This window comes from Mesorhizobium sp. M8A.F.Ca.ET.208.01.1.1, assembly GCF_004791315.1.
Classification (GTDB): Bacteria; Pseudomonadota; Alphaproteobacteria; order Rhizobiales; family Rhizobiaceae; genus Mesorhizobium.
Map to the genome: position 1 here is coordinate 104,481 of NZ_SRUT01000010.1, position 14,781 is coordinate 119,261.

Below are 14,781 nucleotides of genomic sequence, written 5' to 3' on the forward strand. Positions count from 1 at the left end.
TACGGCTGCGCCCGGCGCGGAAAGGAGTTGCGACTGATGGTGCTGGACGTCAAGCCCGAGCAAGTCACCAAGGATCATTTCGATGTTGTCGCGATCGGTTCCGGCTTCGGTTCGGCTTTCTTCCTGCATGAATTCGCCAGGCGGCGTAAGGCGCGCATAGTCGTCCTCGAATGGGGCCGTCACAACACGCATCAATGGCAGCTCGACCAGAACGTCAACACCGACATCGACGACGAGACGACCTACAAGACCAATTCCGACAAGCCGTGGAATTACACGATCGGGCTGGGCGGCGGGACCAATTGCTGGTTCGCGCAGACGCCACGCTTCCATCCCAACGACTTCAGGCTGAAAAGCACCTACGGCATCGGCAATGACTGGCCGATCAGCTACGACGATGTCGAGCCGTTCTATTGCGACGCCGAAGACATCATGTCGATCTCGGGCGATCCGGACATGGCGGCGATGCTGCCGCGCTCAAGGCCGTTTCCGCAGCCGCCGCATCGCATGTCGACGCCGGACAGGATGATGAAGGCGGCCCAGCCCGACCAGCATTTCGTCATGCCGACCGCGCGGGCCCGCGTGCCGACCGCGCAACGCAGCTCCTGCTGCGCCAATCTGCGTTGCTGGCTGTGCCCGGCCGATGCCAAGTTCACCGCCAATAATGGCCTGATGCATGTCTTCGAGCATCCCGACGTATCGGTCTGCCTCGGCTCCGAGGTGCGGCGGCTCGACCATGTCGGCGGCACGGTGCGTTCGGTCGCCTTCGTCCATGAGGGCAAGGAATATCAGGCCAGCGGCGACCTCTTCGTTCTCGGCGCCAATGCCATCCAGAGCGCGGCGATCATGCTGCGCTCCGGCCTCGGAGATGAATTCGTCGGGCGCGGCCTGCATGAATCCTATGGCTGGAATTTCGAGGTCTATCTCGACGGCGTCGACAATTTCGACGGCAGCACCATCACCACCGGCCTGAATTTCAGCCTCTATGACGGTCCGCACCGGTCCGAGCATGCGGCGGCCCTGGTCTATTTCGAGAACCGCTGGCAGCACGGGATGCGCGCCGAGAAGGGGCGGCTGCGCCAGGCGCTGCCGCTGGTCGTGGTCACCGAAAACCTGCTCGACCACGAGAATTTCGTCACTCTCGACGAGGACGACAATGCTTTCGTCAGCTTCAAGGCACCGTCGGACTACGCGGTCAAAGGCATGGCCCGGGCGCTTGAGAAATTGCCTGGACTGCTTGCCCCGCTACCGGTGGAGCGGTTGTTCGACCGCGGGATCCGGCCAACGGAATCGCATGTCCAGGGCACGTTGCGGATGGGCACCGGCCCGGCCGATTCGGTGATCGACAGCAACATGATCCATCACCGGTTGAGAAACCTGGTTGTCGTCGGCACCAGTACCTATCCCAGCTGTTCTTGCGCCAATCCGAGCCTGACCGCGGCAGCTCTGTCCTTGCGGGCAGCGAGCCGGATGGCGTGAGGGGAGGTATGCGATGATCGAAATCACGCGGCGTTCGGCACTGGCCATCATGGCAGGCGGAGTTGCATCGACGGGCGTGGCCTACGCGGCCGTGTCCTCGTTCTCGGACGAGGACCTGGTTCGCGTCACGCTCGAAAGATACCTCGGCAGGCTGAACATGCGCATCGAGCACCTGCAGCAGTTCGTGCTCGAGTTCCGCAACCGCAATCCGGGAATGTTTCCCAGCGAAAAACTGAGCGATGCCGTCACCTTGCTCGAGAAGGCGAAGCTCGGTCAGGCACGCCAGTTGTTGCCAAAACAGAAGCAGCGCGACCTCGGGCATTTCGACCGCTGGGTTGTTGCCGAATTCCACATGCTGACGGACTACGCCTGGCGCGGTTCGCCCAATGATCCCATCCGGTTCACCGGATGGCAGTCATGCACAAATCCGTTCGCGACGCTTGATCCGCCAAAGACTGCCTGAAGCGGCCTTGGACGCGGGCCTTCATCGGGCCGAGGCATTGAAATGGATAGACGAGGAGCCGGGATCATGAAAGTTCTCTTTGCAGGCGGCAATGGCTACCCACCGGAGTTCAGCGGCGGCGTCCAGTCGAGCACTCACCATCTGGCAGAGCAGTTGATCGAGCATGGGCATGAGGCCGCGGTGCTCGCCGCCCTGTTTGGCGATGGTGTCTTCGGCTTCAAGGCGCGTGCAAAGATGAAGCTGTTGCGCCAGCCCGCGGTCGTCGACAGTTTTCCCGGCTACCCGGTGATCCGGGCATGGTTCCCCTGGGAGGCGGCGGCCTTCGCCGTCAACAGGGTGAAGCCGGATGTCGCGGTGGTCCAGTGTCACAAATCGGTTCCGCTCGGCAAGGCGTTGCAGGCCAAGGGCGTGCCGCTGGTCGTCTATCTCCGCAATGTCGAGTTTCACGAACTGGGAGGCGACCTGCGCGAATTGGGCTCGGCGCTCTATATCGCCAATTCCGAGTTCACCGCGCGCACCTACGCCAGGGAGTTCGGCATCGAGACAACCGTAATCCCGCCGACCATCAATCCGACGCACTACAGCACGCCGACGTCGGGCCAGTTCGTCACCCTGATCAACCCATATGAGGAAAAGGGCTTCGAGCTTGCGGTGCGCATCGCCGGCGCGTGCCCCGAAATCCCTTTCCTGTTCGTCGAAAGCTGGAAACTGGCGGACGATCACCGGGCACGCATCGAGCAGACGATCGCGCCGCTCGGCAATGTCACGCTGGAAGGCCGCACCAGCGACATGAAGACGGTCTATGGCCGCACCCGGATCCTGCTGGCGCCCAGCAAATGGGAAGAGGCCTGGGGGCGGGTGGCCTCGGAGGCCCATTGCAGCGGCATTCCCGTCGTCGGCTCCCGCCGCGGCGGCCTGCCCGAAGCGATCGGCCCTGGCGGCGCGGTGCTCGACTATGATGCTCCGCTCGCCGACTGGGTCGCCGCCGTCAGGCTTTTGTGGAATGACAACAAGGAATATGAGCGGGTCTCGGCCCTCGCGCGCAGCTTCGCCGGGCGGCCGGAGCTCGACCCCGACCGTCAGTTCGTCACCTTCTTCTCGATATTGGACAGGGCGGCACAGCAGAGCGCGCGCCAGGCCGCTTAGTCAAACAGCGACCCGATCGCGCCGCGTCAGGCTGGGCGCTTGACCCGGTTCTTCAGCGTTTCATAGCCGCGCGCGCCAAGCAGGGCGCGGGCGATGGTCTTGGCGGCGCTCTTGCGGCCCTCTTGCGAGTTGACCTGGCGCAGCCTTGCCGGCAGGTTCCGCGCGGCTTGGCCCAGGGCCGGAAGCGACAGCGCATCGGGAAAACTGACCATGTGCGTTTCGACACACAGGACCGGTTTGCCCGACAGTTCCGTGATCCTCAGCGCCTGGGCATGCTCGCTTTCGATGAACAGGATGGCATCGGATTTGCGATAGAAATCGGCCTTGAAACTGCCATGCGCGCCAAGCCGCTGGCGCTCCGCCTTGCTCGGCAGATCGAGCATGATGAGCTTGTCGTACTGGATCTCGTGCTTGGCCAACCACGCCTCGGTCAACGCACGGTATTTCTCGAGCCGGCTGGTGACCAACCAGCCGATCTTTTGGGTCACGGCATGAAGCGGCCGCGCCTCGCTCAGGAATTTTTCATAGGCCGGCCCGTCGTCGTTCTCGGCCTCGGTCGGATCGAGACACAGCACCCCATCTATGTCGACGCAGCATTGCGCCAGGAATTTGTGATGCATGAAGTTCCACTGGAACATGCGCGGATGCGGAACGACCTCGAACACCAGATCGGTCTCCTGATGCTCGGGCTCCAGACCGAAGACGGCGGCAAAGGTGTAGTCGGCCTCGATGCCGGCGCCCTTGATGCGGGCACGGGCGTCGCGCATGGCATTGCCGCCGGAAACGCTGTCGTCGATCACCAGCACCTTGCGCATTTCCGAGACTTTGCGGTCGAGTGCGGCCCTGCGCTTGGTGATGCCTGACGTGTAGACCCGGCCTTCCAGGAAGCTATCCAGGTCGGTCATCGGAATGTTCGCCGCAAGGCTGACCAGCGTCGCGGCCAGCACGCCGCTTCTGGGGACGCCGACGACCAGGTCGATGTCGCGCGGCAGCCGGTGAAGGTTGCTCACAATCGCGTCGTTCATGTCGGAGATCGATCGGTAGTGCATGGATCAGGCCTGATGCTCGGGTGGGATAGGGTTAGACGACAAAGGCGCCGAAATTATTGCGCCTCACGCGGCGTCGCCGCCGGCGTTCTTGCAGGCAGCATCTTCAAGGCCTCCCGCAAGGCTTCGCGTCCGGCCGCGAATGCCAGGGCGACGACGATGGTGATCGCGTAGGCCAGGATGGCGCCGCTGGCCAGGGCAACGACATGCTGCTGCGGCAGCATCGGCTTGACCAGCCAGACCGCGCCCAGCGCCAGATGCGCGCCAAGCACGAACGGCGTTGCCGCGCGCAGCACATGGCCGGCTTGCAGCGGTCCGCTCCTGCCGACATAGAGCCACAGGAAGGGCGTGCGCAGATACTCGCTGACCGCATAGGCGACCGCCACGCCGAGCGCGCCGTAGGGTAGGCCGAGCGCGAAGGCAAGCACCGAGGTCACCGCCGTGATGATGCCCCAGCGCATGAAGTCTCCGGAGCGGCCCTGGCTGACGAAAAGCCAGCCCGCCGGATTGTTGAGCGGCTGCAGCAGGCCGGCAAAGCCGAGCGCCAGGAAGATCGAGGCGCTGGCGCGCCACTGCTCGCCGAGCACGAAGGGAATCAGCACATCGGACATGGCGGTGGCGAAAGCGACGCCGGGCAGCGCTACCAAAAGGATCAGCGGCATGACGCGCAGATAGGCGCTGCGATAGCGGTCCGGCTCGTCCTTCAGCCGCGACAGCGCCGGCACCATCACCTTCGACAGCGGATTGGTGATCTGGCTGAGCGGGAACAGGAGCAGCTTGTAGGCACGGTCGTAAAGGCCGAGCTGGGCCTCGCCCCAGTATTTGCCGATCAGCACGTTGTCGAGATTGCGGGCAAAGAAATTGGCGAAATTGAAACCGGTGATGCCGGCGCCGAAATTGATCAGCTCGCTGATGCCCGCGACCTTGCGCGGCATGCCCGGGCGCCAGCGCGAGCTTGCCCAGTAACAGAGCGTCGGAAGCACCGCCCCGGTCAGCGTGCCGGCAAACAGCGCCCAGTAGGAGCGGTCGATGAAGGTCCAGGCAATCGATACCGCCAGACCCGCCACGGCCCCGGCGACGTCGATGATCGCCAGGCGGCCGAACTGCATGCGGCGCGTCAGCAGCGCCAGATGCTGTGCGCCCAGGCCGTAAGCCAGGATCTGCAGCCCCAATGCCGCCACCAGGCCAGCGACACGCGGCTCGCCGTAGAAGGCAGCGACCAGGGGTGCCGCGCCCGCGAGCACGCAGGCCAGGATGGCGCTGACGGCGACGTTGATCCAGAAGAGGTAGTTCACCTCCTCGTGCCGGATGCCTGTCTTCTGGATCGTCGCCTGGGTCAGGCCGAAATCCTGGAACAGGGCGATGAAGGCGAGCACCGGCGCACACATGGCCACGACACCGAAATCCTGCGGCGACAAGAGCCGCGACAGCACGATGACGGATATGATCTGCGTGGCGACCCGCACCGACTGCGCCATGGCGGTCACGACGGCGCCGCGGCCGACCGATTTGCGCAGAGAGCCTTCCGGCGGATCGAATGGATTGGCTTCCAAATTCAGGATTCCTGATCTTTGCGCGGATTCCGGGGCCCGAAATCCACAACCGCCGCCGACCACAAACTACGGCAATAATTTTGCAGTGCAACAGAAAACGTGGATCGCCGTGCCAAAAATGTTGCGATGCAGCAAGAGCTGTACTAGGCTTTCCCTGGGTGGGTCAAACAGCGGTCGAGTTTTCATGCTGCATGTCTTGTACCTGGTGCACGATATTTCCGACCCGGCGGTTCGCCGACGGATCACGATGCTCCGGACAGGTGGCGCCCGGGTCACCCTGGCGGGCTTCCGCCGTACCGCCGCCCCTGTCGCCGATATCGAAGGATTGCGGCCCATCGACCTTGGCGCGACGCGTGATGGCCGATTCGCGCAGCGCCTGACGGCGGTGGCGAAAGCAGCGGTATCGATAGGTTCGAAGCTCAAGCGCATGCCGAAGCCGGATCTCATCATCGCGCGCAATCTGGAAATGCTGGCGCTGGCGCGCCGGGCAAGGTCGGCTTTCGGCGCCGCGGTCCCGATCGTCTATGAATGCCTCGACATTCACCGCCTGGTGCTCCGCGATGATGCTCTGGGCAAGGCGCTGCGCGCCACCGAGCGCCATCTGGCGCGCGACGTGAAGCTGCTGGTGACCAGTTCGCCCGCCTTCATCGCCAATTATTTCAGGCCCTTCCGCCAGGTCGCGGCACCGGTGGAACTGGTCGAGAACAAATATTTCGAGGCAGCGGCTGTTCTGCCTGGCGAGCCTGAGGCGGTCGAAGGACCCGTAGCCCCGCCATGGCGGATCGGCTGGTTCGGGGCGCTGCGCTGCCGCCGCTCGCTCGAACTGCTTGCCGGGTTCACGCGCCGCATGGAGGGCCGGTTCGAGATCGTGCTGCGCGGCCGTCCGGCACTTTCCGAATTCCCGGATTTCCATGCCTTCGTTGAGGCCGAACCTTACCTGTCGTTTGGCGGGCCGTATCGCAATCCGGAGGACATGGCGGCGATCTATCAGGACGTCCATTTCTCCTGGGCGATCGATTTCTTCGAGGAGGGACAGAACTCCGAATGGCTGCTGCCCAACCGCCTTTATGAAGGCTGCCGCTTCGGCGCGGTGCCGATCTCGATGGACAACACCGAGACCGGACGGTTCCTGCGGCAGCGCGATATCGGCGTTTTGTTGCCGCAGGCCACGCCCGAGGCGTTGGAAACCGCGCTTGGCGGGATGGAGCAGCACCGTTTCGGCAGGCTGAAGACGCGCGTGCTGGCCCACAATCCGAGGATGTGGAGCTACGATCGCGGCGACTGCAGCGCCCTGGTCGAAAAACTGCGCCGCCTGACCACCATGCGCGAGCCCCTCGCAGCCGAAGCCTTGGCATAGGATGGACATCGCCCGATGACGCAAGCGCTTGCCCCCAGCCTGATCGTGATCCCATGTCTCAACGAGGCAACACATATCGGTGCGCTGCTCGACCAGCTCTGCCCGGCGGCGGAACGGCTTGGCGCGCGGATCGTCGTTGCCGATGGCGGCAGCACCGACGGCACGCTCGCCATTGTCGGCGAGCGCCAGAAGAACGATCCGCGCATCGTGCTGCTTCACAATGAAAAGCGCATCCAGAGCGCCGCGATCAACCTGGCGGTGGCCAGATTTGGCGAGGGCGCGCACTATCTGATCCGCATCGATGCCCATGGCGGCTATCCGGAAGACTATTGCGACCGGCTGGTCGAGGAGGCGCAGGCCACCGGTGCCGATTCGGTCGTGGTTTCGATGCTGACCAGCGGCAGCGGCACCGTGCAGAAAGCGGCGGCGGCGGCGCAGAATTCCAAGCTCGGCACCGGTGGCTCGAAGCACCGCCACCTCTCCGCCGGAGAATGGGTCGACCACGGCCATCACGCGCTGATGCGGATATCGGCCTTCCAGGCCGTCGGTGGCTATGACGAGACGTTCAGCCACAACGAGGATGCGGAACTCGACTATCGGCTGAGGCAGGCCGGCTACAGGATCTGGATGAGCGGCAGGACGCAGATGGTCTATTATCCGCGCACCTCGCTGCGCGGCCTCTATTTCCAGTATCTCGGCTATGGCCGCGGTCGGGCCAAGAACGTGCTGAAACATCGGGTGATCCCGAAGGTCAGGCAGATGGTGCCGCTGGCGGTCTTCCCGGTGGTCCTTCTCGCGGCCTTCTCGTTCGTGCACTGGATTGCGGCGCTGCCGCTGCTGCTGTGGGTGGCGGTGTGTTTGGGCTACGGCCTGGTGACGGCCATCGGCCAGCGCAATGCCGATATCGCGCTTGCCGGCGTCTCGGCGATGGTCATGCATTTCGGCTGGTCCGTCGGCTTCTGGCTGCAGCTTCTCGGCCTCGGCGCACGGCGGAGGGCGGTGTGATGGCGGTTGAGACCAGGAACCGCCGCATCGACATCGGCGTGTGCACGTTCCGGCGGCCGGAACTGGCCGAGACGCTGCGCTCGCTTGCCGCGCTTGCCATGCCTGACGGCTTCGAGGTCGGCGTCATCGTCGCCGACAATGACGACACGCCAAGCGCCAGGGAGTTGGTGGCGACGCTGTCACGGGACTTGAAGCTGACGGTCCGCTACCGGCATTGCCCGGCGCGCAACATCTCGATTGCCCGCAACGCTTGCCTCGATGCCAGCGAAGCGGATTTCCTGGCCTTCATCGACGACGACGAAACCGCCACCGCCCGCTGGCTGGCCGAGCTGGTCGCGACAGCTGAGGAAAGCGGTGCAACAGCCGTGCTCGGCCCGGTGCGCGCGCTTTACCGTCCGGATGCGCCGGACTGGATGCGCCGCGGCGATTTCCATTCCACCTTGCCGGTACGAGTGCGCGGCGAAATCCGCACCGGCTACACCTGCAACGTCCTGCTGCGCATGGGGTCGGACAGCCTGCGCGGCCGCCGCTTCAGCCTGGCGCGCGGCCAGACCGGCGGCGAGGACACCGAATTCTTCGACCAGATGCACAAGGCAGGCGGCCGGATCGCGTTTGCGCCGGAGGCATGGGTGGATGAGGCCGTGCCACGGGCCAGGGCGGCATTCGACTGGCTCAGCCGCCGCCGTTTCCGGGTCGGCCAGACGCACGGCCATCTCCTGGGCCGCGACGCCGGCGGCATTGCACGGGTGAAGCAGGCCGCCCTTGCCGCGGCAAAGGCCGCTTATTGCTTTGCCGCCGCCCTTCCGGTTGTCGCCAGCCCGATACGCAGGAACCGCAGCGTGCTACGCGGCATCATGCATGTCGGCGTCGTCAGCGGCCTTGTCGGCGTTCGCGAACTGCGCCTCTACGGCCAGCCTTCACCAGGGGAAGGAGGCAAGCGTGCGGCCTGACATTTCCTCCGTTCCCGATGTTTCTTTTGTGATTGCCGCCTACAACGCCGAGGCAACCCTCGATCGGGCGATCGCCAGCGCCATCGCCCAGAAGGGTGTCAGCTTCGAGATCATCGTCGTCGACGACAAGTCCCGTGACGGCACCCTCGATGTGGCGCGGGCCTATCCCGAGCACATCGTGCGCGTCCTGGCGCTGGACAAGAACAGGGGCCCCGGCGGGGCCAGGAATGCCGGGCTCGACGCCGCCCGGGGCAGGTGGATCGCGGTTCTCGATTCCGACGACGCCGTCTTTCCCGGCCGTATCGCCGCCATGATCGGCCGCGCCGAAAGGGCGAACGCCGAGATCGCCGTCGACAATCTCCAGGTCGTCCGTGAGGACGGCGTGGTCGAGGACGCGATGTTCCCGCGCCAGTATCTGGAAGGCCTGGGCGAGATTTCGTTGGCCACCTACATCGCCGGCAATGTCGTCTTCGAATCGAAATTCAATCTCGGCTACCTCAAGCCGATCTTCCTGCGCAGTTTCCTCGACGAAAACCGGCTGCGTTATGAGGAGGAACTGAGGATCGGCGAAGACTACATCCTTTTTGCCGAAGCCCTGGCCATGGGCGGCAGATGCGTGGTCGAGCCTGATATCGGCTATGCCTATCATATCCGCAGCGGTTCGATCTCGCGCGTGCTCGAGCCTCATCATGTCGAGGCGATGCGCAAGGCGGATGCCGAATTCGCGCAAACCCATCGGATGGACGAGGAGGCCCAGGCAGCCTTCGCCCGGCGCGGCCGCAGCTTGCGCAAGGCGGCCTCGTTCCTGGCGATGGTCCAGCACATCAAGGCGCGGTCCCCGCTCAAGGCGATCCGGACGGCGCTCAGCGACCCGGCGGCGGTCAGGCACATGGGCATGCCGATCGCCGTGCGGTTGCGACGAGTAGCGGCACAGTTTGCCGTGGGGGTGGGGAGGTGAAGATGCAGGCACATGGAGGGATTTTTCGTGGCCTGTGAATGGACTGAAGTCGATCTCCTCAGAAGGAATTTGCGATGAAGAAAATCAGGAAGGCCGTGATACCGGTGGCGGGGCTTGGAACAAGGTTTCTGCCGGCGACCAAGTCGATGCCGAAGGAAATGCTTCCGGTGGTCGACAGGCCCGTCGTGCAATATGCGGTGGACGAGGCCTTCGAGGCCGGGATCGAGCACATCGTCTTCGTCACCGGCCGCAACAAGGCGGTCATCGAGGATTATTTCGACCTTCATCCGGAACTGATCGGAACCCTGGAGCAGACCGGCAAGAAGACACAGCTGGAAGCGCTCGAAAGCATGCTGCCGGTGGCCGGCGCCACCTCTTTCATCCGGCAGCAATCGCCGCAAGGCCTCGGCCATGCCGTCTGGTGCGCGCGCGAGGTCATCGGCAACGAGCCCTTCGCCCTGCTTTTGCCTGACATGGTCTCCTTCGGCGGTCGCGGATGCCTGGCCGAGATCACCGACCTCTATGCCGAGACCGGCGGCAACGTCATCGCCGTCGAGCGCTGCGATCCCACCGAGACCAACAAATATGGCATCGTCGGCCGTGGCGCCGACATTGGCGGCGGCTTCGAGGTGACGGCCATGGTCGAAAAGCCCGCGCCGGCCAACGCGCCGTCGAACTTCTACATCAACGGCCGCTACATCCTGCAGCCCGAGATTTTCCAGCTTCTGGGCAACCAGCAACGCGGCGCCGGCAATGAGATCCAGCTGACCGACGCCATGGTCCGCCTGTCGCAGGAGCAGCCATTCTTTGCCCAGCCTTTCAAGGGCCGCATGTTCGACTGCGGTTCCAAGGAAGGGTTCATCCAGGCCAATATCGCCTTCGCGCTGGCGCGCGACGACATGAAGGGCCCGGTTTTCGAGATGCTCCGGGAGTTCGTCCGGACGCATGAACGCCAGGAAGAAGCCGCATAATGCCCATCTTTCGGGAGTATTGTCGGGTGGCTGACGGCGGAAGGGCCGGCCGGCTCCGCGCTGTCCGGCACCAAGCGTGTGTCGCGTCCGCCAATGCTCCCGATCTTTCTGGGGCCTGCGAGCGAGACAAGCCAGAATTGGACCGAAGATGAATTATGCCAACTTTCCTCTCGACAAGAGGATGCCATTGCCGAATTCGGACGCAGGAGACGGCGACGACTTCATCGATATCGAGCGGCTGCTTGGCATGGCCGCACGGCAGGCCAAGGTGGTTGGCGTGTGCGCCGTCATCGGCCTTTTCCTGGGCATGCTCTATCTGCAGACCACGCCGCCAAAATTCGTGTCGGTCTCCAGCGTGCTGATCGATGAGGGGCTGAACAAGATCGTCGACGACATTTCGGCGGCGTCGACGACCATGCAGACCGATTCGGCCATTCTCAGCCAGATCGAGATCCTGACCTCGACGCGGCTCGCCGCCGTGGTCGTCGACAAGCTCAAGCTCGATCAGAACGAAGCGTTCATGAACCCGCCGCAATCGGCGCTTGCCCAGGGCATCGGCTTGATCCGCGGACTGATCCAATATGTCCGGCCAAGCCCGGTCATGCCGGGCGTCGGCGATATCAGCAAGCTCGACCCCGCCGCGCGCGACGCGTTGATTGCCGCATCCGGCCGTGACTACGCCATCCTCAAGCTGCAGAACGAGATCCAGGCGGATCGCGTCGGACGAAGCTACGTCATCGCGCTTGGCTACCAGGCGACGGATCCGGCGCTGGCGAAGGCCATCACGAAGGCCTATGCCGACGCCTATCTCGCCGACCAGCTCGATGCCAGCTTCGACGCCACCGAGCGCGCGGCGGTCTGGCTGCAGGGCCGGCTGACCGAACTGCGCGAAAGCTCGCAGCAGGCATCGCTGGCGGTCGAGAAATTCAGGGCCGAACATGGCCTGTCCGCCAGCAGCGACGGCCAGCTGATGAGCGCCAAGCAACTCGCCGACCTGAATGCTCAGCTCATCGTGGCGCAGGCCGACACCGCGCGTGCCAGCGCCCGTTACCAGCAATACAAGTCGATCGTCGACAGCGGTTCGGAGAACGCTTTCAAGGACGCCGCAATATCCAGCGACCAGCCAAGCAGCTCCGTCATCGCGGCGCTGAAGACACGCTACCTCACCGTCGCCAAACGGCAGCAGGATGTCGAGGCGAATTTCGGCCCGCAGCATCCGCAAGCGGTGGCGCTCGCCAAGGAGAAGGCCGACATATCGGCGCAGATCTTCGGCGAACTGAAGCAGCTGACCGAAAGCTACCGCAACGAGTATGAGGTGGCGCTGGCGCGCGAAACCGCGCTCAGGGCCAATGTCGCCGCCGCGCAGGGCAAGAGCTCCATCGACAACCAGTCGCAGGTCCAGTTGCGTGATCTCGACCAGAAGGCGACGGCGCTGACCACGCTCTACCAGACGTTCCTCGGCCGCTACGAGGAAGCCGCCCAGCAGCAGTCCTTCCCGGTCGGCAAGATCCGTATCATCTCGGATGCGTCGACGCCGCTTGCCGCCTCGAGCCCGCGCACCATCATCGTGCTCGGTCTTTCGCTGGTGCTCGGCGTTCTGATGGGCGCGGGCTTCGGCGGCCTCAACGAGTTCAACGAACGGTTCTTCAGGACCGGCGAGGAGGTGCGCGACCGCGTCGGCCTCAAATTCCTCGGTTACCTGCCCACCATCGGTAGCAAACCGACGAAGGAAGGCAAGCCGGCCGAGCCCGATCTCAAGGTCGCCAGATCGCCGGCCGCCATCGAAAGGCGGGCACGAATGCGGGTGAGTATCGACGCTCCGGCATCGATGTTCTCCGAAACGCTGCGCAGTGCCAAGATCGCCTTCGATGTCGTCATGGAAGGGCAAGGCAGCCGCGTCATCGGCGTGATCTCGGTCCTGCCCGGCGAAGGCAAGTCGACGGTCGCGGCCAATCTCGCCGGGTTGCTCGCCGCCAATGGCGCCAGGACGCTGCTCATCGACGGCGACCTGCGCAATCCGGGCCTCAGCCGCAGCCTCGGCATGGAAGCCGAGCAAGGGTTGATGGAAGCGGTGGTGAGCGGCCAGACATGGCAGTCCGTTGGCAAGATCGACAGGCAGACCAAGCTGGCCATCATCCCGGCCGTGTCGCGTGGGCATTTCTCGCACACCAGCGAGCTTCTCTCCTCGGCCGGCATGCGGCGCTTCATCGAGAACGCCAAGGAGACGTTCGAATACATCGTCGTCGATCTGCCGCCGCTCGGGCCGGTGGTCGACGCGAAGGCCTTCGCGCCGCTCGTCGACGGCTTCGTGCTGGTCACCGAATGGGGCCGCACGCCGCGCGCCATGGTGCGCTCGATGCTGGAATCCGAACCCTATGTCGCCAACAAGATCGTCGGCGCGGTGCTGAACAAGGTCGACCTGAAGAAGCTGGCCAAATACGGATCGTTCGGCGCATCGGAGAAATTCTTCGACAAGTACTCGAGCTACTATCTCGACAAGTCGGAAGTGCGGTCGAAGACAGCGGTCTGAGATAGGCCGTTGCCTACCATCTCCTGAGAGCGCGCTGCGCTTCTTGTTTCGAGACTACGCAAAGTTCCGTCTGCCGCCGCCTTTATGCGGCTGGACAAGAAGCGCTGCGGCGAAGCTGGACGGCTACGCTGCCTTAAGCCGGTAGCGGAAAACCGTGTGGTCGAGCAGTAGCCGGATGCGCGGCTCGGCTTCGGTCGCCACCAGCCAGCTTGCCGCGATCATGGTCGCGGCGACGATAGCCATCGAGAAGAGATATGGCAGCCCGGCGCGCACCATGGCGCCGAGCATCGCCGCGCCGATGACGTCGTGGATCAAATAAAGCGGATAGGTCATCATGCCGATCCGGCGCCAGCCGCTCCAGCTGAGGTTGAGCCTGAGCGACCACGCCATCAGTGCGATGGCTACGAGGAAGATCAGGATTGGCGGTGCGTAGGGCATCACGGCTCCGACCTTGATGCTGTGGACGTCGACGGAACTCGCGATCTGCAGCACGCCGCCGCCGAGGAACAGCAGGCAGAAGCCAAGGCGCGAAGGCGTCACCGCCTTGAACCGCATCAGCCAGATGAGCACGCCGACCGCGAAGAAGCAGCCATGATGCACCAGGATGAGCTGCAGCCAGCGCGTCTCGGCGAAGTCCGACCAGCCGAGCGGATAATAGAGGCACCAGAACAGCGTGCTGACCAGGCCGATGACGATGGCAACCGCTTCCATCAGATGGAAGCGGCCGAGCCGCAGCAGCACCCAGACGATGGCATAGAAGGCGATCTCGATGCCGAGCGTCCAGTAGACGCTGTCAACCCACGGACCATAGGGCGCGAACAGGGCCGTTCGGGCGAGCCTTACCACCGCATCGGTCGGCCAGCTCGAGCCAATCAGCAGCAACAGCGCCGCGGTGATCGGCGCACAGATCCACACCGCCGGCGCCAGCCTTTTGACCCTTGCCTCGAAGAACCGCAGCGGCGTCGAATTCTCGGCGCTGAAGGCAATGACGAAACCGCTGATGACGAAGAAGATCTCGACGCCGACCCAGCCGGATTCGACCCAGGCGCCGATACCGGGCTGTGCGGGAACGCCGCCGGTCGCTTGCGCCGAGATGCCGTCGGGATAGGCCCACACCCAGAAGCCGTAGTGGTAGACCATGACCAGCACGGCGGCGAGAAACCGCAGGATGTCGATGCCGCCGAACGTTGTTTTTTGCTGAGCCATGCGATCCCATCGAATGGCCCCCCACGCGAACTGTAAGGCGGAATGTTGCATCGCACAATCAACGATTGTGCGATGCGTCCATCACAAAGTTCGCCGCGCCGCAACATCGCGGAACTG

At 64.1% G+C, this 14,781-nt stretch carries 12 protein-coding genes; 9 read left to right on the top strand and 3 right to left on the bottom strand.

Going from position 1 to position 14,781, the window contains the following annotated elements; genetic code table 11:
• Positions 1-36 precede the first annotated feature (36 nt).
• From EN851_RS29600 to EN851_RS29610, 3 genes are all read left to right on the top strand, one after another.
• Complete coding sequence (locus EN851_RS29600) at positions 37-1,479, top strand: GMC family oxidoreductase (protein WP_135930591.1); 1,443 nt, start codon at positions 37-39, stop codon at positions 1,477-1,479.
• A gap of 13 nt (positions 1,480-1,492) precedes the next feature.
• Positions 1,493-1,942 carry a hypothetical protein gene (locus tag EN851_RS29605; RefSeq protein WP_127279649.1) on the top strand — a complete coding sequence of 150 codons (450 nt, stop codon included), beginning with the start codon at positions 1,493-1,495 and terminating at the stop codon, positions 1,940-1,942.
• 66 nt (positions 1,943-2,008) lie between these two features.
• Positions 2,009-3,088 (top strand): glycosyltransferase, encoded by a 1,080-nt coding sequence (locus EN851_RS29610; RefSeq protein ID WP_127279645.1) that lies wholly within the window; start codon positions 2,009-2,011, stop codon positions 3,086-3,088.
• Between the two features lie 26 nt (positions 3,089-3,114).
• Here EN851_RS29610 and EN851_RS29615 read toward each other — a convergent pair whose 3' ends face one another.
• Entirely contained in the window at positions 3,115-4,137 is a 1,023-nt protein-coding gene (locus EN851_RS29615; protein WP_127279646.1) for a phosphoribosyltransferase family protein, read from the bottom strand.
• A 53-nt stretch (positions 4,138-4,190) separates the two neighbouring features.
• Positions 4,191-5,687 (bottom strand): lipopolysaccharide biosynthesis protein, encoded by a 1,497-nt coding sequence (locus EN851_RS29620; RefSeq protein WP_135862310.1) that lies wholly within the window; start codon positions 5,685-5,687, stop codon positions 4,191-4,193.
• 184 nt (positions 5,688-5,871) lie between these two features.
• Here EN851_RS29620 and EN851_RS29625 point away from each other — a divergent pair, with 184 nt between their 5' ends.
• The 6 genes from EN851_RS29625 to EN851_RS29650 all read left to right on the top strand — a co-directional run bounded on the left by EN851_RS29625 (position 5,872) and on the right by EN851_RS29650 (position 13,458).
• Positions 5,872-7,044: a glycosyl transferase family 1 gene (locus EN851_RS29625; protein WP_127872991.1), complete on the top strand. Its 1,173-nt coding sequence runs from the start codon at positions 5,872-5,874 to the stop codon at positions 7,042-7,044.
• A gap of 15 nt (positions 7,045-7,059) precedes the next feature.
• Positions 7,060-8,049 carry a glycosyltransferase family 2 protein gene (locus tag EN851_RS29630; RefSeq protein ID WP_127872992.1) on the top strand — a complete coding sequence of 330 codons (990 nt, stop codon included), beginning with the start codon at positions 7,060-7,062 and terminating at the stop codon, positions 8,047-8,049.
• A complete protein-coding gene (locus tag EN851_RS29635) occupies positions 8,049-8,999 on the top strand; it encodes a glycosyltransferase family 2 protein (protein ID WP_127281152.1) in 951 nt (316 codons plus the stop codon). The genes EN851_RS29630 and EN851_RS29635 overlap by 1 nt, the downstream gene beginning before the upstream one ends.
• Positions 8,989-9,957, top strand: coding sequence for a glycosyltransferase family 2 protein (locus EN851_RS29640; RefSeq protein WP_135930592.1), 969 nt, complete (start codon positions 8,989-8,991; stop codon positions 9,955-9,957). The genes EN851_RS29635 and EN851_RS29640 overlap by 11 nt, the downstream gene beginning before the upstream one ends.
• A 74-nt stretch (positions 9,958-10,031) precedes the next feature.
• Positions 10,032-10,928 carry a UTP--glucose-1-phosphate uridylyltransferase gene (locus EN851_RS29645; protein ID WP_127279770.1) on the top strand — a complete coding sequence of 299 codons (897 nt, stop codon included), beginning with the start codon at positions 10,032-10,034 and terminating at the stop codon, positions 10,926-10,928.
• A gap of 148 nt (positions 10,929-11,076) precedes the next feature.
• Entirely contained in the window at positions 11,077-13,458 is a 2,382-nt protein-coding gene (locus tag EN851_RS29650; protein ID WP_135930593.1) for a polysaccharide biosynthesis tyrosine autokinase, read from the top strand.
• A 123-nt stretch (positions 13,459-13,581) separates the two neighbouring features.
• Here EN851_RS29650 and EN851_RS29655 read toward each other — a convergent pair whose 3' ends face one another.
• On the bottom strand, positions 13,582-14,664 hold the full coding sequence (locus EN851_RS29655; RefSeq protein WP_135930594.1) for an acyltransferase: 1,083 nt from the start codon (positions 14,662-14,664) through the stop codon (positions 13,582-13,584).
• Positions 14,665-14,781: the final 117 nt, after the last annotated feature.